We start from the raw sequence: 25,622 nt of genomic DNA on the forward strand, positions 1-25,622 counted from the left end.
AGCCCGGCAGGCGTGCCGGGCTTTTTATATTACTCTTTCAGCAGATGGCCCATTTTGGCGGCTTTGGTATCCAGGTAATGAGCATTTTTCGGGTTACGTCCGACAATAAGCGGTACACGTTCAACGATGTTGATCCCGGCTTCGGTCAGGATCTCCACTTTCTTCGGGTTATTGGTCAACAGACGTACTTCGTCCACGCCCAGCAGCTTGAACATATCGGCGCACAGGGTGAAGTCACGTTCGTCAGCGGCAAAACCGAGCTGATGGTTGGCTTCAACCGTATCGTAGCCCTGGTCCTGAAGCGCGTAGGCGCGAATTTTATTCAGCAAACCAATATTACGCCCTTCCTGACGGTGATAAAGCAGCACGCCGCGGCCTTCTTCAGCAATATGAGAAAGGGCTGCTTCCAGCTGGAAACCGCAATCACAGCGCAGGCTGAACAGCGCATCGCCGGTGAGACACTCTGAATGGACGCGGGACAGCACCGGTGTCTGCCCTGAAATGTCGCCATACACCAGTGCGACATGATCCTGTCCGGTTGCCAGTTCTTCAAAACCCACCATCAGGAAATCGCCCCATGGGGTTGGCAGTTTGGCTTCTGCCACACGTTTAAGCTGCATGTGATTCTCCAGAGTAGGCTGACACGTTTCGTGCCTGTGCCCTGTTTTGCTTTCTGTATCAGTTTATTTTGCCACAAGCTCAGCATGTTCGCCTAATGGGCACCATGCTATATGAACGTTAAACGCACGATCCGACATCTCCACCAGGTGAATAAATTTCAGTTATGATTGTGACGCTTAGCGAAAAAGGAGAAGACATGCATTCAATCGCCAGACGTACGGCAGCAGGTGCGGCCATTTTACTGATTATGCCTTTGGCCGTATGGCTTTCCGGGTGGATGTGGCAGCCCGGACAGAACGCCACGTGGTTGAAAACGTTATACTGGATTACGGAAACGGTGACCCAGCCCTGGGGAATTATTACCCACGTTCTCCTGTGCGCCTGGTTTCTGTGGTGCCTGCGCTTTCGTCTGCGCGCGGCGCTGGTGCTCTTTACTATCCTCGGTGGCGCTATCCTTGTCGGTCAGGGCGTGAAGTCCTGGGTTAAAGATCGCGTCCAGGAACCGCGTCCTTTTGTCGTCTGGCTGGAAAAAACGCACCATGTTCCGGTGGATGAGTTCTACACTTTAAAGCGTAAAGATCGCGGCGCGCTGGTCAAAGAACAGCTTGCGGAACAGCAGGATATCCCGAAATTCTTGCGAAAACACTGGCAGAAAGAGACCGGGTTCGCGTTTCCTTCTGGCCATACCATGTTTGCCGCCAGCTGGGCGCTGCTGGGGGTTGGCCTGCTTTGGCCAAGACGCCGTACGGTCACTATCGTGATTCTGTTGGTCTGGGCGACGGCGGTCATGGGCAGCCGCTTACTGCTGGGGATGCACTGGCCACGGGATCTGGTCGTCGCTACGCTCATCTCGTGGCTGCTGGTAATGCTGGCGACCTGGCTGGCTGAACGATTCTGCGGCCCGCTAACGCCACCGCCGGAAGAGAAAGAAGAAATAGCCGAAAGGGACCAAACGGACGCCTGACGGTTGATATTGCGCATTTTGCCCATAGATCCATGACGTGCGCGTCACTTTTTCCGTTTCGCGCCCGTCACTAAAATGGTAGTTTATAAGGCTGATTGCGGTAAGTTGAACACACTTTATTCGCTTGAACCACATAACGGGAAGTAATGTGAAATATTTACTCATTTTCTTACTGGTATTGGCGATTTTTGTCATTTCAGTCACATTGGGTGCACAAAACGATCAGCAGGTGACGTTTAACTATCTGCTGGCTCAGGGTGAATACCGTGTGTCGAGCCTGCTCGCGGTCTTATTTGCTGCAGGCTTTGCCATTGGCTGGCTGGTTTGCGGTTTGTTCTGGTTAAAAGTCCGTGTTTCGCTTGCGCGCGCTGAACGTAAAATCAAACGACTCGAACATCACATTGCGCCTGCGTCCGACATGCCGGAAAGCTCTGCCGTGCCGGTCGTGAAGGAATAATCGACGATGCTGGAGTTGTTGTTTCTGCTTTTGCCTGTCGCCGCAGCCTATGGCTGGTATATGGGCCGCAGAAGTGCGCAACAAACAAAACAGGATGAGGCCAACCGACTTACCCGCGACTACGTTGCGGGGGTCAACTTCCTCCTGAGCAATCAGCAGGACAAAGCGGTTGACCTGTTCCTCGACATGCTGAAAGAGGATTCGGGGACCGTTGAAGCGCATCTTACCCTGGGTAACCTGTTCCGCTCGCGCGGCGAGGTTGACCGCGCCATTCGTATTCACCAGACCCTGATGGAAAGCGCCTCGCTGACCTACGATCAACGACTGCTGGCCGTACAGCAGTTGGGACGAGATTACATGGCTGCGGGGTTGTACGATCGCGCGGAAGATATGTTCGCTCAGCTGGTGGATGAAACAGATTTCCGCATCGGCGCGTTGCAGCAGCTCCTGCAGATTTATCAGGCCACCAGCGACTGGCAAAAAGCCATTGATACGGCTGAACGGCTGGTGAAGCTGGGTAAAGATAAGCAGCGCGTTGAGATAGCCCATTTCTACTGTGAGCTTGCCCTTCAGCAGATGGGCAATGACGACATGGACAAAGCCATGGCGTTGCTGAAGAAAGGTGCCGCCGCGGATCGTAACAGCGCGCGAATCTCCATCATGATGGGGCGCGTCTTTATGGCGAATGGCGACTACGCCAAAGCCGTTGAAAGCCTGCTGCGGGTTATCGACCAGGACAAAGAGCTGGTCAGTGAAACGCTGGAAATGCTGCAAACCTGCTATCAACAGCTGGACAAGCGGGAAGAGTGGGTGGCGTTCCTGCGTCGCTGCGTGGAAGAGAATACCGGCGCAACCGCGGAACTGATGCTCGCTGACGTTGTTGAGCAGTATGAGGGGGGCGACACCGCGCAGGTCTATATCACCCGACAGCTTCAGCGTCATCCGACGATGCGGGTCTTCCATAAGCTGATGGATTACCACCTGAACGACGCGGAAGAAGGGCGCGCCAAAGAGAGCCTGATGGTGCTGCGCGACATGGTTGGCGAACAGGTGCGCAGCAAGCCGCGCTACCGTTGCCAGAAGTGTGGTTTTACCGCCTATACCCTCTACTGGCATTGTCCTTCATGCCGGGCCTGGTCAACCATCAAGCCAATCCGCGGCCTTGACGGGCAGTGATTTTTTAAAAGCCTTCATTTTAGTTACAACATACTTAAGACTTTTAGCAGTGTCTCAACACCGTGCGGTTTGCCGGCCTGGCAGGCGCGTAAATGGATCCTGTCAATTTGCGGCGGCGGCAGGTAGAATGCTGGCCGTTTATCTGTTCCGCGCCGCTGCGCGCCCATAGACGAAAAGGGCTGGTCATGACGTCTGTTACATCCTCCACTTCCCGTGTAATTACGGATTCTCCTGTTGTTGTTGCGCTTGATTACAATAAGCGTGACGCTGCACTGGCGTTTGTCGACGGTATCGACCCTCGCGACTGCCGTCTGAAAGTTGGCAAAGAGATGTTCACGCTGTTTGGACCGCAAATCGTTCGCGATCTGCAACAGCGCGGCTTTGACGTTTTCCTCGACCTCAAATTCCATGATATTCCGAATACCACGGCCCACGCCGTTGCTGCAGCCGCAGAGCTGGGTGTATGGATGGTCAACGTCCATGCGTCGGGTGGGGCAAGAATGATGACCGCCGCCCGTGAGGCGCTCCTGCCGTTCGGTAAGGACGCGCCGTTGCTGATCGCCGTCACCGTGCTGACCAGTATGGACGAAAGTGATTTACGCGACCTCGGCGTGACGTTGTCACCTGCGGAACATGCTGAACGTCTCGCGCGTCTGACGCAGCAGTGCGGCCTGGATGGTGTTGTCTGCTCCGCGCAGGAAGCGGTACGTTTCAAATCAGCACTGGGCCAGGATTTTAAACTCGTCACGCCAGGGATTCGCCCTGCGGGCAGCGACGTGGGCGATCAGCGCCGCATTATGACGCCTGAGCAGGCGCTGGCGGCGGGCGTAGACTATATGGTTATCGGGCGTCCGGTGACGCAGTCTGCAAACCCGGCTGAGACGCTTAAGGCTATCAATGCATCGCTGAAGAAGGGGGCGTAATGACCGATTCCAACAGCCGTCTGGTCTACTCAACCGATTCCGGGCGGATAGACGAACCGAAAGCCAAAGTGGAGCGTCCAAAGGGAGACGGTATCGTTCGGATTCAGCGTCAAACCAGCGGACGTAAGGGGAAAGGGGTCTGCCTTATCTCCGGCATTGATCTGAATGATGCAGAACTGTCAGCGCTTGCGGCCGAGCTGAAAAAGAAATGTGGCTGCGGCGGTGCCGTAAAGGACGGGGTTATTGAAATCCAGGGTGATAAACGTGATTTAATAAAATCACTGCTGGAAGCCAAAGGCATGAAAGTTAAACTGGCAGGCGGTTAAAATAAATGAGCCACGGCAAATGCCGTGGCTCGTGTTATATACGTGCGTATGTCAGACCTGAAATGCGTTTAAATATCGCAATATCGAGGAAGGCTTAGATAATAATTATTTGCCAACCTGGTGACCGATAATACCACCGACAGCAGCGCCACCTAATGTACCCAGCGTACTACCATCCGTTAATACTGCACCACCGAGAGCACCGGCACCGGCACCAATCGCGGTGTTACGGTCACGTTTAGACCAGTTAGAGCATGCGCTCAGGGACATTGCTACAGTGATTGCCAGAACAGCGGCGGCTAATTTTTTGCTGGTTAAGGTCATAATACTTTCTCCTGAATTATCGATTCACGGAAAGATGTACACGTTAAGTATAGACGAATCGAATACTTAATTCTTTTCCCCGTGAAAGCTGGTCGCGCAGGCGTTACTTCATCACGCAGGTGATAGTCACTTCCTGTTATATCGCTAACAGTAATTTTACGACTTTAGGGCAGGTTAAACAGGTAAAAACTCTTAAAGCAGGGCTAAGAATCATCTCAGAGAAAAAACATGCGCGCCCGAAATTCGGGCGCGGAGGGAAATCAGGCGCTGGTTTCAATAATATTGACGATCAGACCGCTCTCTTCGAGTTTATTGCGATGTGCTTCGCTCAAACGGTCATCGGTAATCACACGGCTAAAGCGTGAAGCGGGACCCATCGTGTAAGGATGAACGGCACCAAATTTAGAGCTGTCGGTGAGCACAATGGCTTCACACTCTTTTTCCAGTACGGCATTCACCACGTCAGAGCGCATCATATCCCGGCCGGTAAAACCTGTCTCCGGTTGCCAGCCATCAATCCCGATAAAGGCCTTGCTGAAATGAACCTGCTGGACGTACTGACGGGTCAGCGGGCCAACCATGCTTTCGCTTTTTTTCTGATAAATACCGCCCAGCAGAATCACCTCGCAGCGCGTCTCTTTGAGCAAATGCGCGATATAGCTGCTGACGGTGATGATAGTAACGTCCTTTTGATCGGCGAGCGTGCGCGCCAGCAGGGCATTACTGCTGCCGTTCTCAATAAAGACGGTCTCGCCGTTGTTCACCAGGGAGGCAGCAAATTCCGCCAGTTCACGTTTGAGCGCGTAGTTGTTCATCATGCGCGTCTCAACGTCATCACTGTCCAGCGGGACCGCATAGCCGTGCGCGCGACGCAGGTAGCTCTGTTTTTCCAGCAGGTTAAGATCCTGACGGATGGTGACTTCAGAAACGCCAGTGGTTTTCGCGAGATCGACTACGCTTACGCGTCCCTGATCGATGACCATCTGCAAAATGAGTTGTTGTCGGGAATTCATAGCATCCATTTAATAAAGCGAAACGAGGTCGGAAACGGTGGGCGTTAAACTTCCCACGGCGCTTTTGGCTGTCTGTTTTCGGGCGCAGCGTCAGCGCCATGCTGAGCAAGAAGTTCAGACTTCAGGATCTCAAGATTACGGATAGCAGAGTGATAATCGCCCGCCACCAGGATATCCAGCACGGTATCAATTCGTTGTGCTACAGCTTGTGCGTCAATAGTAGACATGATCTCACCCCAGGCGCGAAAAGTTAATATTTTCAATGATGCAGAAATTGGGTTCAAAAGAGAAGGGAAAAAATGCAATAACTAAATTACATAAACGGAAGTGATAAAATTATTCCCCCTCATACAGCGGGCTTATTGAGTGGATTAGTCTAAAACTGCGCGCAACGCGCTTTTTTATAGGAGGAAGTAGACTATGACAGTTATCAATCAGCCTACCTGTACACTGTTTACCGATACTGAACGGTTCACCCAGCTGTCAGGGTATTACGAGGCGGAGCGACATACCGTCTGGATGATGTTACGGGCTCAGCCACGGCCTTGCTTCAACCATGCGTTGATAGAGGAGATCATGAATTTTTCATGGCTCGTCCGCCAGTCTGGTTTTGCGGTTGATTTTTGGGTGACCGGATCGCTGGTTCCCGAAATGTATAACGCGGGCGGTGACCTGCAGTTCTTCGTTGAGTGCATTCAGCACGGTCGACGTGAAGCGTTACGGGCCTATGCGCGCGCCTGCGTTGATTGCGTGCATGCGGCCTCGCGGGGATTTGATACGGGGGCCATCTCTCTGGCCATGGTCGAAGGCAGCGCGTTAGGGGGTGGGTTTGAGGCCGCTCTTGCGCACCATTTCGTTCTGGCTCAGCGCGACGCCCGCTTAGGTTTCCCCGAAATTGCCTTTAACCTGTTTCCGGGCATGGGGGGATATTCCCTGGTTGCACGCCGTTCAGGCATGAAACTGGCAGAGGAGCTCATCTACAAAGGGGAATCCCATACGGCGGAATGGTACGAACAGCACGGCCTGGTGGATCTCCTGTTTGAACCCGGACAAAGCTATGTCTCCACCCGAACCTTCATCGACACGCTACGGCCAAAACTGAATGGCGTGAGGGCGATGCTGCGCGCCCGGACACGCGTTCTGCAATTGCCGCGCAGTGAACTGATGGACATCACGGAGGACTGGGTAGACGCGGCTTTCTGCCTTGAACCGAAAGATATCGCCTATATGGAGCGTCTGGTGATGCTGCAAAACCGCCATCACGCGGCGGGCTTGCGTAAAGCCAGTTAATGCTGTTTTCGCGCCTGATAGCGTTTTAGCCATCGCTCGAATGCGGCAGCGGGCATCGGCTTAGCAAACAGAAAACCCTGCCGTTCGTTGACGCCGTTCTTGGTCAGAAAGGCGTCTTCTTTTGCATTTTCGACCCCTTCGGCAATCACCTGCAGGTTTAACGCCTGCGCCACCGCGACGATGGCGCGCACCAGTGACTGGGAGATGGACTGCTTATGAATATCCCTGACAAACGATTGATCGAGTTTTATGGCGTCAATAGGGAAGCGGGCCAACTGCGAAAGGGAGGAGTAGCCGGTACCAAAATCGTCGAGATGAATTTGCGCCCCCAGCCTGCTGAACTGCTGGATCACGGAGAGCGCTAGCTCTTCGTTCTCGATAAGACAGCTTTCGGTTAATTCGACGTCCACCGGGCAGTATTCAAAGTTTAGATCCTTCAGCGCCTGCTTTAAGTCACTAAAGATAGTCTGGTCGGCCAACTGACGCGCAGAGACGTTCACGGCCACGCGCAGGTTTATTCCCTTATCGCGCCATTTTGCCACCTGGCGAACCACATCGAGCATCACCCAGCGACCCAGCGGCACGATCAACCCCGACTCCTCGGCATAAGAGATAAACTCCAGCGGTGGGATCAAACCGCGTTCGGGTGATTGCCAGCGGACCAGCGCTTCCAGGCTTCTGACCTCGCCGCGCCAGGTGATTTTGGGCTGGTAGTGGATCAGGAGCTGATCGTTATCCAGCGCTTTACGCAGGTTGGTATCCAGCCAGAGATACTCAAACACGCGTTGGTTCATCTCGGGCGAGAAGACGCAGAACTTGCCTCGACCGTTCTCTTTGGCGGTGTACATGGCGGTATCGGCGTTACGAATGACGCTTTCCCGGTCGTTGCCATGCTGCGGGGCGAGGGCGATGCCCAGGGAACAGCCGGTGTAAATTTCAATCAGACCGATTCGGAACGGCTGGCGCAGGCGGGTTAAAATGCGCGACGCCATCGCTTCCAGAGAGCCCTGAGAGGTATTGGTGGCCATGACGATAAACTCATCACCACCAAGTCGCGCCAGCACCTGATTCTCATCCAGACAGCTCAAAATGGCGAGCGCTACAGACTGTAACAGCTGGTCGCCAAACATATGCCCGTAAGCGTCATTGACCTTTTTAAAGTTATCCAGATCGAGATACACCACGCCCACCTGCGTGTCGCCGCGGTTGTCGATGGCGTCAGAAATCAGGTCGTGGATCGCATTGCGGTTTGGCAGGCCGGTGATGGTATCGGTATTGGCCAGCACGCGCAGTCGCTCCTGAGCACGGCGTTCCTCGGTAATATCGGTACCGGAACAGATAAGGAAAATTTCATTTTTACCGCTGCCGCTGTGAACGAATTTGTTTCTGAACAGAAACAGTCGTTGCCCTTTACGCGTTTTGATCCAGCGCTCGACTTCATAGGAACTGCCGTTGCGGAAGAAACCGGTAATATTGCGCTTTGAGGCTGCCGCTTCACTGCGGCTCATAAACAGCTTAAACACGTTCTGACCAATCACTTCCTGCTCTTTCAGGCCGGTATACTCTTCGCTCAGTCGGTTAAAGCGCTGAATATTGCCGTTCTGATCGAGGATAACAATGACGGAGTTAGCCTCTGAAACGACCTGTTCCGCGAACGAGAGCCCTTGCGCCAGATCGCGCGCCACGGAGGGGGTATCATGCCAGGCGGAAGCGGTACCAGCCCACTCGTTACGGGTAATTTTCCGCCCAACAAGGTGAACCGGGAGGTCTTCCCCGAATAACGAGAGCGTCATGGAAATGCTGGAGGTAATCACGGTTAAGTGACGGATAAGATCGGCCTGATCGTCGTCCAGCGCAATCACCTGAGTGACATCGGCATTTTCACTGGCGGCAAGGTGCAGAGCATTGCTGTCAGCTGACAAACGCCACCATGGGCTGTGAGTCCCCATGTAGCGAAACAGCAAATTCTGCTCCAGATCGTCCATCATGTTTTCTCCCGCAGCTGTTCATTAGCGCACAAATTATTCATTTGCAGTCGACTTTTCCGTTGAGAAACAGCGGTAAAACCGAAGTGAACTTATTGTTTTTCCCTGATTTATGATAATAAAACGAGTCAGGTTAAAAAGGATACTGAGCGTATAAAAATTCACGTAACCGAATATAACAACACTCTTTTACTGTAGATAATTATGGCGAATTTGGGCGAAGGGAGACTGAAAATAGGAAGAAAAAATAATGCCTTTGTGGCGGAGGTAAAAAGAAAAATTGTCGGCCCTTCCGGAAAGGAAATGACCGACAATTGAACAGGTTATCAGGCGACAGGACGCGCGATAATACTGCGGGTTTCCATACGGACTTCAGCAATGGTGACGTCAATCACGTCGGTGACTTTGTAAACTGTTTCACCTTTAATTTGCACCGTACCGTTTTCCTGACTACAGACCATTTCATCGCGCACAGCATGCAGGAATGGCGCAGGAATAAACGCGACAGCACCGTTATCGACCAGACGGACGCGCATCCCCCCGCGGCTGATATCGATGATTTCTGCGGCGAAACGGGTATCCGTACCGGCTTTATCCTGCAGGAAGCGTGCGTACAGCCAGTCGCCAACGTCACGTTCCGCCATGCGGTTCAGACGACGGCGATCGGCCATCTGCAGCGTAGTGTCCTCCTGAGGACGGGCAACGGTTTCGCCTTTGATAATCGCTTTCAGCAAACGGTGGTTAACCATATCGCCATACTTGCGGATCGGTGACGTCCAGGTCGCGTAGGCTTCGAGGCCGAGACCAAAGTGCGGGCCAGGCTCGGTGCTGATTTCTGCGAAGGACTGGAAGCGACGAATGCGGCTGTCCAGGAAGCCCGATGGCTGCGCGTCCAGTTCGCGGCGAAGCTTGCAGAAGCCCGGCAGGGTCAACACTTCTTCCGGATCGACGTGCACGTCGTGATTCTTCAGCAGGGCTGCCAGCGCTTCGGTATTCGCCGGATCAAAGCCGGTATGAACGTTGTAAATGCCAAAGCCCAGCTTGTCTCGCAGCACGCGTGCGGCACAGATGTTGGCGGAGATCATCGCCTCTTCAACGATGCGGTTCGCAATGCGTCGCGGTTCGGCCACGATATCCAGCACTTCGCCTTTCTCACCCAGAACAAAGCGATAATCCGGGCGATCTTTGAACACCAGCGCATGGGTTTGACGCCACTCGCCGCGGTTCAGACAGATGCGATGCAGCAGACGGATCTGCGCGGCAATGGCGTCTGATTCAGGTTTCCAGCTACCGGTATTTTCCAGCCAGTCGGAGACGTTATCGTAGGCCAGTTTGGCTTTCGACTCGATGGTGGCGGCAAAGAACTCGATATCGTCTTCAATCGCGCCATCCGCAGCAATGGTCATGCGGCAGGCAAGGACCGGACGCACTTCATTCGGACGCAGCGAGCAGAGATCGTCTGACAGTTCACGCGGCAGCATTGGGATGTTGAAGCCCGGCAGGTAGTTCGTGAACGCACGGATTTTCGCCGTTTCGTCAAGCTTGCTGCCTTCAACAATCCAGGCGGTGGGATCGGCAATGGCAACGGTCAGGTGCAGTTTGCCGTCGGCACTCTCTTCAGCGTACAGCGCATCGTCCATATCTTCGGTGCTGGCGCTGTCGATGGTGACAAACTCCAGCGCGGTAAGATCGCGACGCGTCAGACCTTCGTCCTGCATCTCGGTTGCCACGCCGTTCGGCGCTTCCTTTTCAAGATTGTGGCGTGCCAGCGTGACCCACCATGGCACGAAATGATCGGCGCCAAAGGTAATGAACTGGGTCAGTTCCGCATAAAAACCGCGATCGCCTTTCAGAGGATGACGGCGCATTTCTGCTACGGCCCAGTCACCTTCTTTAAAATCATGCTCAACACCACGGGCGGCGCGGCAGGGAATGGCATCTTTCAGCAGAGGATGATCCGGCACAATAGAAAGACGATCGTCTTTTCGCTGCACCTTACCCACAAAACGGGTCAGGAACGGTTCGATCAGTTCTTCCGGTTCGGCGGACTCGCGATCCTTCTCGGTATGAATGACGGCCATGACGCGATCGCCATGCATCACTTTCTTCATCTGCGGTGGCGGAATGAAGTAGCTTTTCTGCGCGTCAACTTCAAGGAAGCCAAAGCCCTTTTCCGTGGCTTTTACGACCCCTTCTGCACGCGGCGTCTGGGAATGCAGTTGCTGTTTAAGCTGCGCTAGCAGCGGGTTGTCCTGAAACATAATGTTCTATTTTCGTAGCCATTGAGCGGCTGACAGTTTTACGCGATTCTCACTGTCTCAGCAAGCGGTCTTTGGGTAATGAGTGTGGTTATTCCTCTTTACCAAACGCCACTTTCAGGCGATTGAGCCAGCCATCAAACGCACTTTGGGTAAGCAGCGTGATGGCATATTCGCCCTGGAGTCCTTGATCCATGAGCGGGGTAAACTGCGCGGCGCTGAAGCGGTCCGGAGAGCGGGTCAGCAGTTCGACCGCCGCCGAAAGCGCGGGGGACGTCTGCGGGATCTCTGCGCGGCTGTTTAACAGGATCTCTCCGGTCAGGTCGAGCAGCGTCGGCTCATGACAAAGCACCGGCGTCAACGCCTCGAGCGCGGGTTCGGCCTGCCAGCGGGACAGGGACTCCAGCTGATGCGCATTCGCGTAGCGCAGCTCGACGACGGGTAAAAGCGGCATCCACGCATCGTGGCTCACGGGGATCGTGTGCGGCTGAATATGATGCCCCGGCAACCAGCGAACAGGATGTCCCAACAGGGCCTGGAAAATCGCGACCACGCGCGCCTGAAAACCGATAAAGCCGATAATCTGGTTAATCACCACGATGTCGTACGTGGACAGGCCCACCTCATCAAGCTGGTTCCGGGCTTTATCATCAATGACATCAGGCGAACTGGCGAGCTGGCGGGCATACTGGGTGATCTGTGCCAGGCGGCGGTTGCTTTCGCGCGAGGAGTCCGGGCCGGGAAGCGGGGCGAGGAGGGCGGCGTAGTGATTACAGAGCCGCTGAACGCCGCAGGCCTGTGCGACCGTTAGCGCGGTACTGAGCCGATCGTAAGCGCTGAGCGTATGCAGGCGGTTCACGGGAATTGAGAGCGGAAACAGCTGGTGGCATAAGGCTCTGGCAGGGGTAAGCCAGCCAGAACAGGCGGCGAAAATCTCATCAGGCAAGGCTAAATCGAGCAAAAAACGATCGTCGACGTTAGCGGCTTCGGGCACCAGGGGCAGAACATCCGTCTGCGCGTGGTTTGACTGGGTTTCGTGATACCAGTGGCCTTTGCCGGAAAAACGGCGTTGTTCCATGTGCGTTCCTTGATCTCAAAATGGCGATCAATATCCTGGCGTAAGGCAGATAAAGGGAAAAATATTGTTAGGTGATAACAAATAGCAGAACGGAATAACGAAGGGGGGACGCGGGGGGGGGGGGAATACTCTCTTCCCGGGCGGGAAGAGAGTCACAGCTTATTTAATTTCCAGCTCGTTCATTGCAGCGATGTTGAAGCCGCCGTCAACGTGAACCACTTCGCCGGAGATACCCGCGGAAAGGTCAGAGCACAGGAATGCTGCAGAGTTACCCACATCTTCAATGGTAACAGTACGACGAATCGGGGTAACCGCTTCGCAGTGTGCCAGCATTTTACGGAAATCTTTAATACCGGAAGCGGCCAGGGTGCGGATAGGACCCGCAGAGATGGCGTTAACGCGCACGCCTTCAGGACCCATTGCGTTCGCCATGTAGCGTACGTTCGCTTCCAGAGACGCTTTAGCCAGACCCATTACGTTGTAGTTAGGGATCGCACGTTCTGCGCCCAGGTAGGACAGGGTCAGCAGGGCTGCGCCCGGGTTCAGCATCGCGCGGCAGGATTTCGCCATCGCAACGAAGCTGTAGGAGCTGATGTCGTGCGCGATTTTGAAGCCATCACGGGTTACCGCGTTCACGTAGTCGCCGTCCAGCTGGTCACCAGGCGCGAAGCCGATGGAGTGAACGAAACCGTCGAATTTCGGCCATGCTTTTGCCAGTTCAGCAAACATGCCGTCGATGCTTTCGTCTTGTGCAACGTCACATTCCAGAACAATGCTGGAACCCAGTTGCGCGGCAAACTCTTCAACACGGCCTTTCAGCTTGTCGTTCTGGTAGGTGAACGCCAGCTCAGCGCCTTCGCGATGCATTGCCTGTGCGATGCCGTATGCGATGGACAGTTTGCTGGCAACGCCAGTCACCAGAATGCGCTTACCGGAAAGAAAACCCATAGCTTTAATCCTTATATTCATTGCTTATTTTGCCTTGTAATTCATAGCGTTACAGGCAGTATTTCAAAATCATTCGAAATTAGCTCGAAATTATAGCCCACTCACAGCCCCTTGTGTCACGATATTTCTCGCACTTCTCCGAAGTCGTATGCCCCGAAGAATGCGTCGCGGACACGCGGGGGCGCGAAATTTCAGCATTCGTCCAGTATATCACCCGGCAACAGCTTCGCCTCATCCAACCAGCGAGGAGGCGCGATCCCGCAAGGGTGTTCACGCTTTCCTGATGTTGCCGATGAAGCGCGCAATAACGATAAAGAAAACCGGTACGAAGAAGATCGCGAGAAGCGTACCGCTAATCATGCCGCCAAATACGCCGGTACCGATGGCATGCTGCGTACTGTCGCTTGCACCACTGGCCAGCATCAGAGGAACAACCCCTAAGGTAAAGGCTAACGATGTCATCAGAATGGGGCGCAGGCGCTGACTGGCGGCATGAATGGTCGCCGCCAGCAGGGGTTGCCCTTCGCGATGCAGTTGCCTGGCAAACTCCACAATCAGGATGGCGTTCTTGGCCGACAGGCCGATAAGCGTAATCAGGCCGACCTTGAAGAAAACGTCATTTGTCATGCCGGCAACGGACACCGCGATCACCGCGCCAATAAGACCCAGCGGAACGACCAGCATGACCGCAAATGGAATAGACCAGCTCTCATACAGGGCGGCCAGCACCATAAACACGACCAGTATCGACAGGACGATAAGGCCTGGAAGCTGAGATTCCGATTTTCTCTCCTGCAATGAGCTCCCGGCCCACTCGCCAGCCATGCCCTGAGGTAAATCTCTGGACAAACTCTCCATAACCTTCATTGCGGTGCCGCTGGACTCTCCCGGCGCCGCATTTCCGGTAATGCGAATAGCCGAATATCCCTGATAACGCGTCAACTGCTGCGGCGCAACGTGCCAGGAAAGCGTGGCAAACGTCGATACCGCCACCATCTGTCCCATCCGGTTTTTCACTGATAATGTCAGTATCTGCTCAGGCTGCATTCGGTAGGGCGCATCGGCCTGAATAATCACCTGCTGAACGCGGCCGTTGTTCGTATAGTCATTGACGTAATTTGAGCCCAGGGTGACGGAGAGCGTCTGGTTGATTTCATCAAATGAGACGCCCATTGCTTCCGCCTTTTCTCTGTCCACCTGGAGCGCAAGGCTTGTTCCTTCCGGAAGCCCGTCTATATAAACGTCACTCAGTTCAGGGCGCTGGTTGGCCTGCAGTACCAGCGCGTCGGCAGCGCGCTTTAACGCCTTGTAGCCCAGTCCCGCTCTGTCCTGCACGTACCAGGTGAAGCCCGACGAGGAGCCCATATCCGAAATGGCGGGCGGGAGCAGGCTCATCGTGACGGCATCAGAGACGTTTGCGATGCTGGCCTGTATCCGGTCGGCTTCCCCCTGGGCCGTCGAGCCCTGCCGATCTTTCCAGTCCTTCAGCGTGGTGAAGGCCATAGCCGAGTTTGGTCCTGAACCTGAAAATCCAAAGCCCAGGATCATAATGTTGCTTTCAATATCCGGCCGGGCCGCAATTTCCTCTTCAAATTTTTTAACTACGTTGAGGGTGCGCTGCATCGTGGCATCAGAAGGCAGCTGGATTGAGGACATAAAGTAGCCCTGATCTTCATCCGGCAGAAAAGACGACGGTAGCGAAGACAATCCCAGAAACAGCGCAGCACAAAGCGCAGCGTACAGGAGCAGCATACGCCCGGTTCGCTTCAGAACGGCACCCAGCCCGGCTTCGTAACTGGCGGTGAGCGAATGAAAGCGCGCGTTAAACCCGACCGCGAACCTTCCGCCTCCGCTCTTTCCTGCCTTGTGCGGCTTGAGTAGCGTTGCGCACAGGGCAGGCGTCAGCGTCAGGGCAAGAAACGCGGACAGCAGTATGGAGACCGCCATGGAAATACAAAATTGTCGGTAGATAATCCCGACGGATCCTTCCGCAAACCCCATGGGGATAAAGACGGCGGTCAGCACCAGCGTGATGCCAATAATCGCCGGGGTGATTTCCTGCATGGCTTGCCGCGTGGCGTCACGCGGGGACAGGCTTTTTTCCTCCATAAGACGTTCAACGTTTTCCACGACCACGATGGCATCATCAACGATAATGCCTATCGCCAGCACCATGCCGAACATCGTCAGAATATTGATGGAGTAGCCGCTCAACAGCATCACCGTGAAGGTGCCAAGAAGGGCGACGGGAGCAACAATCGCCGGGATAAGCGTACAGCGAATTTTGTGCAGAAACAGCAGCATAACCAGGAAGACGAGGACCATCGCTTCCACAAATGTCTGAACAACCTTCATGATAGAAAGTTTCACAAACGGCGCGGTGTCGAAGGGAACCGTAAACGCCATTCCTTCCGGTAATACCTGGGAAAGCTCGTAGATGCGCGCGCGTACGCCTGAAGCCGTACTCATTGCGTTGGCACCCGGCGAGAGCTGGATTGCCGCAGCCGTTGCGGGCACGCCATTTTCGCGGATACCGAAAGCGTAACTTTGCAGGCCGGACTCAATGCGCGCGACGTCGGACAGTTTCAGCCTCGCGCCCGATGCATCTGATTTCAGGGTAATGTTTCTGAACGCCTCTACCGAAGTGAGTTGCCCCTTCACGGTGATGGGATATGTTACGCCTTGTCCCGCAGATGCTGGCTCATCTCCCGTTTTGCCGGGCGAAACCAGGGCATTTTGCTGGCCAACAGCAGTAAGCACATCGCTCACCGAAAGGCCGTAGCTGTGGAGCTTCATCGGATCCAGCCAGATACGCAGCGCTTTTTCGCCGCCAAACAGCTGAACTTTCCCTACGCCGGGCACGCGACGAAGCTCGTCACTGACGTTTCTGGCAAAATAGTCGCTTAAATCGGCTTCCTCAAATTGACCAGTCGCGGACTTCAGCCCCACCATCATTAAAAAGCCAGAGTTAGCGGCCTCGACGTTAATCCCGTTTTGCCTTACCGCCTGAGGTAGGCGAGGCTCGACGATCTTAATCTGATTTTGCAGATCCATCTGCGCCAGCTTGATGTCCGTGCCGGGTTTAAACGTGACGGTAATCGATGCCGACCCAGTTGTGTCGCTGGATGATTCGAAGTAGAGCAAATTGTCTACGCCAGAGATTTCGCGCTCGATTAACGATACTACCGACGTATTCATGATATCGGGGCTGGCCCCCGGGTAACTGACGGAAATAATGATGCCTGGCGGAGCCACCGCCGGATACTGCGCCACCGGCAAACGAGGAATAGACAGGAGACCCGTCAGGACGATAAACAGCGCCACAACCCAGGCGAAAATGGGACGTTCGATAAAAAAATGAGGCATTGGGTTATTTTTGTGCAAAAGAGTGAGGCAGAGACTCTACCGCGCACCTGTTTAGCGGAAGTGGGCGGTTTATGGAGGCCGTGTGGAGCAAGGGCTCAGATCATTCTCATAATGAGGTACAGCGGTGCTCCACCAAAAAAAATGATCAAATAACATTCATAGTAAAAGATCAGGTCCTCAATATCGGGTATCGCGTTTAACAGCACGGTGAACGTAATAATGAGATAAACAAAAATCACCATCAGCCAGAAGGCGATGATAAGTAGCTCAATGAACGCGCCGGCTTTATTTTGTATGACCAGAAAAATCACTGACAATGCGATGCAGCCATAGATAAGGGGTGAAGAGAGCAGCGTCGAGGCGACTTTCTCATCCATTCTGTGTACCAGCACCAGCCAGGTATAAAGTAATCCCCATGACAGCAGCAGAAACAGGGAATATATACCCAGTTTTTTAGGAGAAAAATATTTAGAAAGTTCCATGTTCATTACTTCAGCCAACTTCATAAAATCTTTAAGAAACAGTGGTAATTTGCAGCGCGCAATGCACAACGCGTTATGCCTCATTAGCGATTTTGAACGGACATTGTCGAGTCTTTATTGACTGAATGTGTAGGCTGTGTGGAGAAATAACCGGGCATTTAAATCAACCGGGAAATTTTCGTGACTACGGCACTTTTTCCCGGAGGCTGTGTCTTATTGTGCTCAAGATATCTGATAGCGTGCTTAAAGGGATTTCACCCGCGGAGATAATATGAACAAAAATACGCTGATCCTTGTTGTTGAAGATGAAGACGAAATCGCCGATATACTGATGAGCTACTTAGAGCGTTCGGGAATGAAAACGCTCAGGGCCAGGCAGGGCGAGCAGGCGATAACGCTCAATCGCCTCCATAAACCGGATCTCATCTTGCTGGACATTCACCTGCCCGTGTGTGACGGCTGGAGTGTGCTTACCACACTTCGCCATGAAAGTGCTGTCCCCGTCATTATGGTTTCCGCTCTCGATCAGGACGTCGATAAACTTATGGGTCTGAGGCTCGGCGCGGATGATTACGTCATCAAACCCTTCAACCCTTCGGAAGTTGTCGCACGGGTTGAGGCGGTGCTGCGTAGAACAAAGCCTTCGCTTCAGCAGGCGGGGGCCCTGCCGCTCAGAACGCCATTCATTACGGTCTATCCGGATGATTTCTACGTGGAGGTTACTGCGGGGCCCGAGGTTATCTCCCCGGTCTTAACGACGACCGAATTTAAGTTGCTTTCTTACCTGGTGCGGTATCCGCGCAAGGTCTGTTCCCGTGAAGAGTTGCTCAACGCGTGTTTGCCGGAAGGCGATACGCTCGACAGAACCGTCGACAGCCATATGAGCAAGCTGCGAAAAAAACTGGAGCTGGCCGGTCTTTATGGCGTTCCCGAGAGCATCAGGGGCATGGGTTACCGGCTTGGGGAAAAGAAATGAATAAAGATTCTGTCCTGAGTCGTCAGATCTTAACGTATATGCTATTGCTCACGTTTACGATCATTGCCATCGCCATACTCGGCTCCTGGTTTTTTTACTCCTTTATTCTGGATCACCTCCCGGGCGGCCCTGCTGCGGGCGATGACGAGCAGATGACGATGTGGGACTGGGTATGGATTGGGACCGCGACAACGATCAGCCTGATCATTGCCGTATTCTTTACGGTCAAACTTTCATCGCGAATACTCACCCCGCTAAACGCGGTCGCGTCTAGCCTGAAAAAAATTTCTCAGGGCGATCTGGACGCCAGGGCATTCTGTGCCAGCTCCCGGCTGGGAGAGATCAATCACCTGGTTACGGATTTCAATGAAATGGCAGAAAAGCTGCAAACGCTGGATATCCAGCGGAAATCCTGGAATGCTGCGATTGCGCATGAACTCAGAACCCCGGTCACCATTTTACGCGGAAGGCTTCAGGGGCTGGTTGACGGGGTGTTTACCCCGGACCCGGTGCTGTTTACTAACCTCCTCAAACAGACGGAAGGATTAACCCGTCTGATTGAAGATCTCCGGGTTATCAGTTCGGATGGCGGGGCAGGATACACGTTATACCAGGCCAGAACGGATCTGAAAGGGACAATACAGGACGCGCTCGATACCTTCATGCCCGAGTTCAACCGTAAGGCATTTACCGTCCATACTGAACTGAGGGAGCAGCAGTGCGTATTCGATCCCTTACGCATCAATCAGTGTCTGACCGTTTTATTTGACAATGCCTTACACTATTCAACTTCGCGCAAGCTCACGGTAAAAAATGGTGTTTCGGATAAAGGCAATTTTATCCTGATTCAGGATGGGGGACCGGGTATTCCCAGGGAGTTTCATGACTTCCTGTTTCAGCCCTTTCAGCGCGATAACGGCGCCAGACAGCTGAACCCGGAAGGCTGTGGTTTGGGCTTGTCGGTGGTAAAAGCCATCATGCTGGCGCATGGTGGCGATGTTACCTATACCTTATCCACGCAAAACCACTCGATATTTAAACTCACCTGGCCCGACTCGTGAGCGTCAGCGACAGGTCAAATGTGCCTGCCGGCGGTAAATGCCATATTTTTCCTAGCTTAGCATCCCATTCCTGCGGGGTAATCGACAGTTTACCGCGTCTCGGGCTTAAGGTTATTTCACTGAAATAGATTTCATCATTTTTTAGCATGAGGTCAACGCGGCAGTAGTCAATGCCATCCGCCAGCTCCTGGGATGCCAGCAACGCTTGTCGGAACAAGGCCGGTTCGCCTGGCGCCAACGGTGTATTCGGATATTCCATCTGAAAGGGTTGTAAGTTCCAGTACCTGTCGTAAACGTTGATGAAACCTTTTCCGCTGTCATCCGTAAAATCCGCTTCAACATAGTGGGCAACGCCATGAAAGCAATGGATCCTCAGCATTTCGGGGGCTGTGTTCCTGTCTGCATCATCAAAGAGATCGACAAACGGTTCGCAAAGTATTTTTGGCGTAATGTTTTTGTACTGCCATTCGCGCGTGGTGTAGTACATATTTTTCTTTAACGCGAGACTGAGTTTTTTACACGCTTCCCTGACGTTAAATTGCGCTTTGTTTGTACATATTATTGTGCTGCCACTGTCATGGTTGCACTTAAGGACGAATTTTTCAGGGAGCGTCGAAAAATCAATCTGGGACACCTTACTGTAGACGCCGAGTAATGGCACCGTTTTGACTCGCGTTGTTCTGGAGATTACGTATTCCCGAACGGCGAGTTTATCGGCAAGCAGGGTATAGACGTTATTGTGGTCATAAACCAGACGATGACATATTTTTTCACTCAACGTCGTGGGGGATTTAATGTCAGGATGCTTCCCCGATTTTTTCTTGAGCCTCACAGTATGAAAGTACAGGTCTGTCATTAAAAATGAACGACATTTTCTGATGAGATACTCGGTATATTTGAGAATGTAAGTGGCGGTGTTCATTTCTTCTCCTCCGTAATGTCCGGATATTCTGGAGAAGAACTGTTGATGTATTTTGCTGAGAGTATGGAGCAGCAATGGAGATGAAAAAGTTAAGGATTAAACAGCGTATTAAGGCTATTTAATCCTTATTAAGCGGTGCAACGTTTGTTTACCGGTCTTTGCGCCACGCATCGGCTGTCAGTGCTTCACCGAAATGACCGGCTATCAGCCGTTTTGTCAGCTCGTGAAGCGGGGAGGCCATCACATCCGCCGTGCTGCCGCGTTCGACCACTTCACCCTGGTGCATAACCATCACCTGATCGCTGATGTGTTTCATCATCCCCAGATGTTGGGTGACGTAGATATACGAGATGCCCTGTTTTTCCTGCAGCTCCAGCATCAGGTTAATCAGTTGCGAACGCATCGACATATCCAGCGAGGCAAGCGCTTCGTCAGCAATGATCACTTTCGGGCGTAAAATCAACGCGCGTGCCAGACCCAGACGCTGTTTCTGGCCGGGGGCCAGCATGTGCGGGTAGTAGCTTTCGTGGTCCGGTAACAGCCCAACCATGCGCAGGGTTTCGAAGATACGCTTGCGGCGCGCCTCGGGCTCCAGGTCGGTGTTCAGACGCAGCGGAAAATCGAGGATCTGCGAAATGCGCTGGCGCGGATTGAGTGAGGTCGACGGATCCTGGAAGATCATGCGGATGCGCTGGCTGCGGAAAGAGTAATCCCCGAACGTCAGAGGGTGATCGTCAATCAATACTTCACCAGCCGTGGGTTCAACCATGCCGGCAAGCATTTTCGCCAGGGTCGATTTCCCGGAACCGTTCTCGCCGATGATCGCCAGGGTCTGTTTTTCACGCAGGGTAAAGCTGAGTGGTTTTACCGCGTCGACAGTTTGACGATGAAACAGCCCCGTGCGGTAGCGAAAGGTCTTACTCAGGTTGCGGACTTCCAGCAAGGTTTCGACCATTTCACTCTCTCTCCATGTTCAGCGGGAAATGACAGGCGTAAAGATGATTTTTGGCCCCGGTCAGGCGTGGCGTCTCGATACATTTACGCTGCGCATACGGACAACGCGGCCCCAGACGACAGCCTATCGGCAACGATTCCAGCAGCGGAATCGCCCCGGGCAGGGTATTCAGGCGGCTCTTATGCGGCATGGCGCTGCCAAAATCGGGAATAGCGCGGATTAGCGCCTGTGTATACGGGTGGTGCGGCGCGGTGATCAGGTCTTCACTCGGCGCGGTTTCGACCGTTTGTCCGCAGTACATCACGTCAATTTTATCCGCCCATTTGCTGAGCATTTGCAGGTCATGGCTGATCAGCAAAATGGTGGTGTTGTTGTTCTGGTTGAGACGCGACAGCAGGCGGAAGATTTGCGCCTGCGTGGTGGGTTCCATCGCGTTCGTCGGTTCATCCGCAATCAGCAAACGCGGCTGATTAGCCAGCGCGATGGCAATCATCACTTTCTGACATTCACCGTCGGTCAGCTCGTACGGGAAGCTGCGCATCGCATCTTTGTGATCTTTGATCCCGACGCGGTGTAAAAGCTCAATGGCACGACGCTTGCGCCAGCCAACGCGCTGCCACCAGCGGCCTTTATAGGTCCAGCCGGGGATGTTCTGCATCAACTGTTTGCCCACGCGTTCGGACGGGTCGAGACAGGACTGCGGCTCCTGGAAAATCATCGAGACGTTATGACCGACCAGCTTACGCCGCTCGCGGGGAGAGAGGCGCAGCAGGTCGATATCATCAAACCGCATACGGTCGGCGGTCACGCGCCAGTTATCTTTCGCCACGCCGCAGATGGCTTTGGCGATCAGGCTTTTGCCTGAGCCGGATTCCCCCACCAGCCCGCGGATTTCACCTTCCGCGAGGGTGATACTGATGCGATCGACGGCTTTAACCCAACCTTCACCGGTTTTGAATTCAATGGTGAGGTTGCGAATATCAAGAAGCGGCATTATTGCACCCCCGCGTTAATTGCACGGCGAATACCGTCGCCCAGCAGGTTGATCAGCAGCACGCTCACCATAATGGCCGCACCCGGCAGCATAACCGTCCACGGCGCCACGTAAATTAACTCCAGCGCGTCACCGAGCATCGCACCCCATTCAGGCGACGGCAGCTGCGCGCCGAGGTCGAGGAAGCCGAGCGCTGCGATGTCCAGAATCGCCATCGACAGGGCGCGGGTGATCTCGGTGACCAGACCAGACGCGATGTTAGGCAGCACGGCAAACCATAGAATGTTGAAGGTGGTCGCGCCGTCCAGACGCGCAGCGACGACATACTCTTTTTCAAGCTCGTCATGCACCATGCTGTAAACCGAGCGCACGATGCGGGGCAGGATAGCCAGCCAGACGGCGAACATGGCATGCGACAGGTGCGGACCGGCAAAGGCAACCACAATGATCGCCAGCAGCAGAGACGGAATCGACAGCAACGTATCCAGAATGTGGTTAAGCACCGCCGAGCGCAGGCCATGCGTGGATCCCGCAAAAATACCCAGCGCCAGCCCGCAGATCGTGGCCGCGAGCGTCACCACAAACGCGCCGCCCACCGTCGGGGCCGCACCGCTCAGCAGGCGGCTCAATACGTCGCGTCCGAGGTCGTCCGTTCCCAGGAAGAAAGAGACTTCCCCGTAGCGGGACCAGGACGGCGGCAGCAGCTGATAGCCAAGGAACTGCTGGTCAATGCCATACGGCGCAAACCAGGAGCCAAAGACGCACAGCAACACCAGACCGGCACAGCCATAAAGGCCAATCATTGCCGTGGTATCGCCATAGAATTTACGCCACACGGTACGCAGCACACCGGGCGTGCGCTTTTCACTGTATACGCTATCGTAAGGCATACCATTCCTTATGCTTCAATGGGTTGGCCATGGCACCCAGAATATCGGACAACACGTTGACAATAATCACCAGCGAACCAATCACCATCACGCCTGCGGAAATTGCAGCGTAGTCCTGCTGGCGGATAGCGTTAATCAGCCACCGTCCAAGACCAGGCCAGCTAAAGACCATCTCGGTGATCATGGCCAGGGTGAGCATGGTGGAAAACTGTAATCCCAGACGCGGAATAACCGGCGGCAGCGCGTTGTGCAGGACGTTGCGGCGCAGGATGGTCAGGCGCGACAGTCCGCGCGTGGCGGCGGCTTTGACATAGTTCTGGTCAAACACCTCAATGGTGCTCAGGCGCATCAGGCGGATCACTTCAGTTGTTGGCGCAACCGCCAGCGTCAGTACCGGCAGCACCATATGGCGCAGGGCGCTGACGATCATCTCATGCCGCCACACCGAATCGGACAGCCACGCGTCGATAATGGCAAAGCCCGTCACCGATTTAACCGTATAGAGCAGGTCAAAACGTCCCGAAACCGGGAGCCAGCCCATCGTTAGCGAGAAGAAAAGCGTCAGCAGTAGCGCCAGCCAGAAGACCGGAATGGAGAAGCCGAGCAGGGCGAGGGCGCTGATAAACTTATCCTGCCATTTGTTGCGATAGATCCCGGCCAGCATGCCCACGGGGATGCCGACCATCAGGGCAAAACCGAAGGCCAGAATGCACAGCTCCATCGTGGCCGGGAAAACCTCTTTCAACTGCTCGGAAATCAGCTGTCCGTTAATGCTGGATACGCCGAAATCCCAGTGAAGCAGCCCGTTAAACCAGAAGAGCCAGGCATCCCACAGCGACGAGCCCTGGAGCGGGGCGTGGGGCGTGAAATAGCTCAGGCTAAAGCCGACAAAGTTCAGGAAAAAGAGCGTCACCAGCAGCAAAAGAAGCCGACGCAAGGTAAAAATAATCATGGTTTTTTCACCTCTTGTTCTTTTTCACGCGACACGCCGGCGAACGAGGCGTTGCCAAACGGGCTCAGCACCAGGCCTTTAATATCATAGCGATACGCCTGAAGGCGCAGGGAAGAGGCCAGCGGCAGCACCGGCAGTTCCTGAGCAAGGATCTTCTGCGCTTCATCATAGGCGTCGATGCGCGAGGCCAGTTGTTGGGAAGCCAGCGCTTTTTGCAGCACGGCGTCAAACTCCCGGTTACACCAGTGCGCATAGTTGGTCTGCGAGTTGATCGCCGCACAGCTCAGCAGCGGCCGGAAGAAGCTGTCCGGGTCGTTGCTGTCGGTGGCCCAACCGGTGAGGGTTAAATCATGATTCATATCCATCAGGCGCGCCTCCTGGAAACGGCCCTCTACCGGTACGATGATCACTTTGACGCCCACCTGCGCCATATCTGCCTGCAGCAGTTCGGCGGTCTTGAGCGGGCTGGGGTTCCACGCCTGGGAGCTGGTGGGCACCCAAAGCTGCAGCGTGAGGTTTTCTGCCCCCAGCGCTTTCAGCTGTTCACGCGCTTTTGCCGGATTGTATTCCGTAATTTTAGCCTCACCGTCGTAGGCCCACGAGGCGCGCGGTAAAATTGAGGCGGCGGTTTCCGCCGTGCCGTAATAGATCGACTGCATCAGACGCTGGTTGTTAATGGCCAGCGCCAGAGCGTGCCGAACGGCAGGGTTATTCAACGGCGGTTTATCTGTGTTAAAGGCCAGATACGCGATATTCATCCCCGGGCGTAGCGTCAGACGCAGGCGCGGATCGTCGCGCAAAATCGTGAGCTGGCTGGCCGCGGGCCAGGCAAGCACGTCACATTCCCCGGTGAGCAGTTTCGAGAGCCGTCCCGTTCCGCCAGAGCCGAGATCGACCACCACCTGCGGCATCAGCGGCGTACCGCGCCAGAAGTGTTCATGGCGCTGCAGACGAATATATTGCCCGGCGCGATATTCGGCCAGCTGGAACGGACCGGTGCCGACCGGCTGGCGGTCAAGCAGTTCCTGACGATCTTTTTTCGTCAGCTGAGCCGCGTATTCGGCCGACATGACGGACGCATAGTGTGTTGCCAGGTGCCAGAGGAAGGAGGCATCCGGGCGCGTCAGCGTGAATTCAACCGTGCGGTTGTCCAGCTTACGTACGCTTTTCACGGTGTCGGCAAACTGCAGGCTGTCGAAATAGGGGAAATTGCTGCCGTTAACGTTATGCCACGGATGGTTGCGGTTGAAGATACGCTGGAAGGTGAAGACTACGTCATCCGCGTTCAGCTTGCGCGAGGGGGTAAACCACGGCGTACGCTGAAACGCGACATCATCGCGCAGGTGAAAACGGTAGGTTGCGCCGTTATCCAGCACTTCCCAGCTTTCCGCAAGCTCGGGCACGAGACGGTAGGTGTACGGGTCAACATCCAGCAGACGATCGTAAAGCTGTGCGGCAAGGGTATCCACAATCAGGCCGCTGCCCGCTTTTTGCGGGTTGAAGGTATCCACCTGGCCGCTTACGCAATAGACGAAGCCGCTGTCACGAATGTCAGGCTGAGGCGTTTGCCCGGGCGCGGCAAAGGCCTGGCTGCTAAACAGACCAAGTGCAAAAAAGGACGATAAAACCAGACGCATAATTTTTAAGGTATTATATATGAA

Annotated in this window: 24 protein-coding genes; 8 read left to right on the forward strand and 16 right to left on the reverse strand. The window is 54.3% G+C overall.

Annotated features, from left to right (window positions below; all coding sequences use genetic code 11):
* Positions 1–29: 29 nt before the first annotated feature.
* Positions 30–620, reverse strand: a complete 591-nt coding sequence (ribA, locus tag CWR52_RS22350) for a GTP cyclohydrolase II (protein ID WP_008501210.1) — start codon at positions 618–620, stop codon at positions 30–32.
* Between the two features lie 197 nt (positions 621–817).
* Here ribA and pgpB point away from each other — a divergent pair, with 197 nt between their 5' ends.
* The 5 genes from pgpB to yciH all read left to right on the forward strand — a co-directional run bounded on the left by pgpB (position 818) and on the right by yciH (position 4,467).
* A complete protein-coding gene (gene pgpB / locus CWR52_RS22355) occupies positions 818–1,585 on the forward strand; it encodes a phosphatidylglycerophosphatase B (RefSeq protein ID WP_104950793.1) in 768 nt (255 codons plus the stop codon).
* 148 nt (positions 1,586–1,733) lie between these two features.
* On the forward strand, positions 1,734–2,042 hold the full coding sequence (locus CWR52_RS22360) for a LapA family protein (protein WP_104950795.1): 309 nt from the start codon (positions 1,734–1,736) through the stop codon (positions 2,040–2,042).
* Between the two features lie 6 nt (positions 2,043–2,048).
* On the forward strand, positions 2,049–3,218 hold the full coding sequence (lapB, locus tag CWR52_RS22365; protein ID WP_104950796.1) for a lipopolysaccharide assembly protein LapB: 1,170 nt from the start codon (positions 2,049–2,051) through the stop codon (positions 3,216–3,218).
* A 185-nt stretch (positions 3,219–3,403) separates the two neighbouring features.
* Positions 3,404–4,141 carry an orotidine-5'-phosphate decarboxylase gene (gene pyrF, locus CWR52_RS22370; protein ID WP_032674923.1) on the forward strand — a complete coding sequence of 246 codons (738 nt, stop codon included), beginning with the start codon at positions 3,404–3,406 and terminating at the stop codon, positions 4,139–4,141.
* Entirely contained in the window at positions 4,141–4,467 is a 327-nt protein-coding gene (gene yciH, locus CWR52_RS22375) for a stress response translation initiation inhibitor YciH (protein WP_104950797.1), read from the forward strand. The genes pyrF and yciH overlap by 1 nt, the downstream gene beginning before the upstream one ends.
* Positions 4,468–4,572: 105 nt before the next feature.
* Here the strand turns inward: yciH and osmB are convergent, their stop codons facing one another.
* The 3 genes from osmB to CWR52_RS22390 form a co-directional block, all read right to left on the reverse strand.
* On the reverse strand, positions 4,573–4,791 hold the full coding sequence (gene osmB, locus CWR52_RS22380; RefSeq protein ID WP_008501216.1) for an osmotically-inducible lipoprotein OsmB: 219 nt from the start codon (positions 4,789–4,791) through the stop codon (positions 4,573–4,575).
* A gap of 260 nt (positions 4,792–5,051) precedes the next feature.
* Complete coding sequence (locus CWR52_RS22385) at positions 5,052–5,804, reverse strand: DNA-binding transcriptional regulator YciT (protein WP_045908884.1); 753 nt, start codon at positions 5,802–5,804, stop codon at positions 5,052–5,054.
* Positions 5,805–5,848: 44 nt separating this feature from the next.
* Positions 5,849–6,031, reverse strand: a complete 183-nt coding sequence (locus CWR52_RS22390; RefSeq protein ID WP_045908883.1) for a hypothetical protein — start codon at positions 6,029–6,031, stop codon at positions 5,849–5,851.
* A 193-nt stretch (positions 6,032–6,224) separates the two neighbouring features.
* Here CWR52_RS22390 and CWR52_RS22395 point away from each other — a divergent pair, with 193 nt between their 5' ends.
* Entirely contained in the window at positions 6,225–7,094 is an 870-nt protein-coding gene (locus tag CWR52_RS22395) for a crotonase/enoyl-CoA hydratase family protein (protein ID WP_032674921.1), read from the forward strand.
* On the opposite strand, the gene pdeR is transcribed toward CWR52_RS22395, so the two are convergent.
* The 6 genes from pdeR to CWR52_RS22425 all read right to left on the reverse strand — a co-directional run bounded on the left by pdeR (position 7,091) and on the right by CWR52_RS22425 (position 17,235).
* Positions 7,091–9,082 carry a cyclic di-GMP phosphodiesterase gene (gene pdeR / locus CWR52_RS22400; RefSeq protein ID WP_104950798.1) on the reverse strand — a complete coding sequence of 664 codons (1,992 nt, stop codon included), beginning with the start codon at positions 9,080–9,082 and terminating at the stop codon, positions 7,091–7,093. The genes CWR52_RS22395 and pdeR overlap by 4 nt on opposite strands.
* 323 nt (positions 9,083–9,405) lie before the next feature.
* A complete protein-coding gene (locus tag CWR52_RS22405; protein WP_032647557.1) occupies positions 9,406–11,340 on the reverse strand; it encodes an exoribonuclease II in 1,935 nt (644 codons plus the stop codon).
* Between the two features lie 88 nt (positions 11,341–11,428).
* Positions 11,429–12,415, reverse strand: a complete 987-nt coding sequence (locus CWR52_RS22410) for a CMD domain-containing protein (protein WP_104950799.1) — start codon at positions 12,413–12,415, stop codon at positions 11,429–11,431.
* Positions 12,416–12,574: 159 nt separating this feature from the next.
* Entirely contained in the window at positions 12,575–13,363 is a 789-nt protein-coding gene (gene fabI, locus CWR52_RS22415; RefSeq protein WP_003856831.1) for an enoyl-ACP reductase FabI, read from the reverse strand.
* Positions 13,364–13,633: 270 nt separating this feature from the next.
* Positions 13,634–16,729, reverse strand: a complete 3,096-nt coding sequence (locus tag CWR52_RS22420) for a multidrug efflux RND transporter permease subunit (RefSeq protein WP_104950965.1) — start codon at positions 16,727–16,729, stop codon at positions 13,634–13,636.
* A gap of 95 nt (positions 16,730–16,824) precedes the next feature.
* Positions 16,825–17,235, reverse strand: a complete 411-nt coding sequence (locus tag CWR52_RS22425) for a transporter (protein ID WP_104950966.1) — start codon at positions 17,233–17,235, stop codon at positions 16,825–16,827.
* 247 nt (positions 17,236–17,482) lie between these two features.
* Here CWR52_RS22425 and CWR52_RS22430 point away from each other — a divergent pair, with 247 nt between their 5' ends.
* Both CWR52_RS22430 and CWR52_RS22435 read left to right on the forward strand, forming a co-directional pair.
* Positions 17,483–18,187: a response regulator gene (locus CWR52_RS22430; RefSeq protein WP_104950800.1), complete on the forward strand. Its 705-nt coding sequence runs from the start codon at positions 17,483–17,485 to the stop codon at positions 18,185–18,187.
* Positions 18,184–19,248 (forward strand): ATP-binding protein, encoded by a 1,065-nt coding sequence (locus CWR52_RS22435; protein ID WP_104950801.1) that lies wholly within the window; start codon positions 18,184–18,186, stop codon positions 19,246–19,248. The genes CWR52_RS22430 and CWR52_RS22435 overlap by 4 nt, the downstream gene beginning before the upstream one ends.
* On the opposite strand, the gene CWR52_RS22440 is transcribed toward CWR52_RS22435, so the two are convergent.
* The 6 genes from CWR52_RS22440 to sapA form a co-directional block, all read right to left on the reverse strand.
* Positions 19,229–20,170 carry an ATP-grasp fold amidoligase family protein gene (locus CWR52_RS22440; RefSeq protein WP_104950802.1) on the reverse strand — a complete coding sequence of 314 codons (942 nt, stop codon included), beginning with the start codon at positions 20,168–20,170 and terminating at the stop codon, positions 19,229–19,231. The genes CWR52_RS22435 and CWR52_RS22440 overlap by 20 nt on opposite strands.
* Before the next feature lie 148 nt (positions 20,171–20,318).
* Positions 20,319–21,125 (reverse strand): putrescine export ABC transporter ATP-binding protein SapF, encoded by an 807-nt coding sequence (sapF, locus tag CWR52_RS22445; protein ID WP_008501227.1) that lies wholly within the window; start codon positions 21,123–21,125, stop codon positions 20,319–20,321.
* Position 21,126: 1 nt separating this feature from the next.
* The gene (sapD, locus tag CWR52_RS22450) at positions 21,127–22,119 is read right to left on the reverse strand and encodes a putrescine export ABC transporter ATP-binding protein SapD (RefSeq protein ID WP_008501228.1); all 993 of its coding nucleotides are present in this window, start codon (positions 22,117–22,119) and stop codon (positions 21,127–21,129) included.
* The gene (sapC, locus tag CWR52_RS22455; RefSeq protein WP_045908876.1) at positions 22,119–23,009 is read right to left on the reverse strand and encodes a putrescine export ABC transporter permease SapC; all 891 of its coding nucleotides are present in this window, start codon (positions 23,007–23,009) and stop codon (positions 22,119–22,121) included. The genes sapD and sapC overlap by 1 nt, the downstream gene beginning before the upstream one ends.
* Complete coding sequence (sapB, locus tag CWR52_RS22460) at positions 22,996–23,961, reverse strand: putrescine export ABC transporter permease SapB (protein ID WP_008501230.1); 966 nt, start codon at positions 23,959–23,961, stop codon at positions 22,996–22,998. Before sapB ends, sapC begins: the two co-directional genes overlap by 14 nt.
* Positions 23,958–25,598, reverse strand: a complete 1,641-nt coding sequence (gene sapA / locus CWR52_RS22465) for an ABC transporter substrate-binding protein SapA (RefSeq protein WP_045908875.1) — start codon at positions 25,596–25,598, stop codon at positions 23,958–23,960. Before sapA ends, sapB begins: the two co-directional genes overlap by 4 nt.
* Positions 25,599–25,622: the final 24 nt, after the last annotated feature.

Source organism: Enterobacter sp. SGAir0187 (assembly GCF_002952735.2).
Classification (GTDB): Bacteria; Pseudomonadota; Gammaproteobacteria; order Enterobacterales; family Enterobacteriaceae; genus Enterobacter; species Enterobacter quasiroggenkampii.

Bases quoted from the DNA above. Each gene is read 5' to 3' on its own strand.
- ribA (WP_008501210.1), bottom strand. From the start codon at position 620: ATGCAGCTTAAACGTGTGGCAGAAGCCAAACTGCCAACCCCATGGGGC.
- pgpB (WP_104950793.1), top strand. From the start codon at position 818: ATGCATTCAATCGCCAGACGTACGGCAGCAGGTGCGGCCATTTTACTG.
- lapB (WP_104950796.1), top strand. From the start codon at position 2,049: ATGCTGGAGTTGTTGTTTCTGCTTTTGCCTGTCGCCGCAGCCTATGGC.
- pyrF (WP_032674923.1), top strand. From the start codon at position 3,404: ATGACGTCTGTTACATCCTCCACTTCCCGTGTAATTACGGATTCTCCT.
- yciH (WP_104950797.1), top strand. From the start codon at position 4,141: ATGACCGATTCCAACAGCCGTCTGGTCTACTCAACCGATTCCGGGCGG.
- osmB (WP_008501216.1), bottom strand. From the start codon at position 4,791: ATGACCTTAACCAGCAAAAAATTAGCCGCCGCTGTTCTGGCAATCACT.
- CWR52_RS22385 (WP_045908884.1), bottom strand. From the start codon at position 5,804: ATGAATTCCCGACAACAACTCATTTTGCAGATGGTCATCGATCAGGGA.
- CWR52_RS22390 (WP_045908883.1), bottom strand. From the start codon at position 6,031: ATGTCTACTATTGACGCACAAGCTGTAGCACAACGAATTGATACCGTG.
- CWR52_RS22395 (WP_032674921.1), top strand. From the start codon at position 6,225: ATGACAGTTATCAATCAGCCTACCTGTACACTGTTTACCGATACTGAA.
- pdeR (WP_104950798.1), bottom strand. From the start codon at position 9,082: ATGATGGACGATCTGGAGCAGAATTTGCTGTTTCGCTACATGGGGACT.
- CWR52_RS22405 (WP_032647557.1), bottom strand. From the start codon at position 11,340: ATGTTTCAGGACAACCCGCTGCTAGCGCAGCTTAAACAGCAACTGCAT.
- CWR52_RS22410 (WP_104950799.1), bottom strand. From the start codon at position 12,415: ATGGAACAACGCCGTTTTTCCGGCAAAGGCCACTGGTATCACGAAACC.
- fabI (WP_003856831.1), bottom strand. From the start codon at position 13,363: ATGGGTTTTCTTTCCGGTAAGCGCATTCTGGTGACTGGCGTTGCCAGC.
- CWR52_RS22420 (WP_104950965.1), bottom strand. From the start codon at position 16,729: ATGCCTCATTTTTTTATCGAACGTCCCATTTTCGCCTGGGTTGTGGCG.
- CWR52_RS22425 (WP_104950966.1), bottom strand. From the start codon at position 17,235: ATGAAGTTGGCTGAAGTAATGAACATGGAACTTTCTAAATATTTTTCT.
- CWR52_RS22430 (WP_104950800.1), top strand. From the start codon at position 17,483: ATGAACAAAAATACGCTGATCCTTGTTGTTGAAGATGAAGACGAAATC.
- CWR52_RS22435 (WP_104950801.1), top strand. From the start codon at position 18,184: ATGAATAAAGATTCTGTCCTGAGTCGTCAGATCTTAACGTATATGCTA.
- CWR52_RS22440 (WP_104950802.1), bottom strand. From the start codon at position 20,170: ATGAACACCGCCACTTACATTCTCAAATATACCGAGTATCTCATCAGA.
- sapF (WP_008501227.1), bottom strand. From the start codon at position 21,125: ATGGTCGAAACCTTGCTGGAAGTCCGCAACCTGAGTAAGACCTTTCGC.
- sapD (WP_008501228.1), bottom strand. From the start codon at position 22,119: ATGCCGCTTCTTGATATTCGCAACCTCACCATTGAATTCAAAACCGGT.
- sapC (WP_045908876.1), bottom strand. From the start codon at position 23,009: ATGCCTTACGATAGCGTATACAGTGAAAAGCGCACGCCCGGTGTGCTG.
- sapB (WP_008501230.1), bottom strand. From the start codon at position 23,961: ATGATTATTTTTACCTTGCGTCGGCTTCTTTTGCTGCTGGTGACGCTC.
- sapA (WP_045908875.1), bottom strand. From the start codon at position 25,598: ATGCGTCTGGTTTTATCGTCCTTTTTTGCACTTGGTCTGTTTAGCAGC.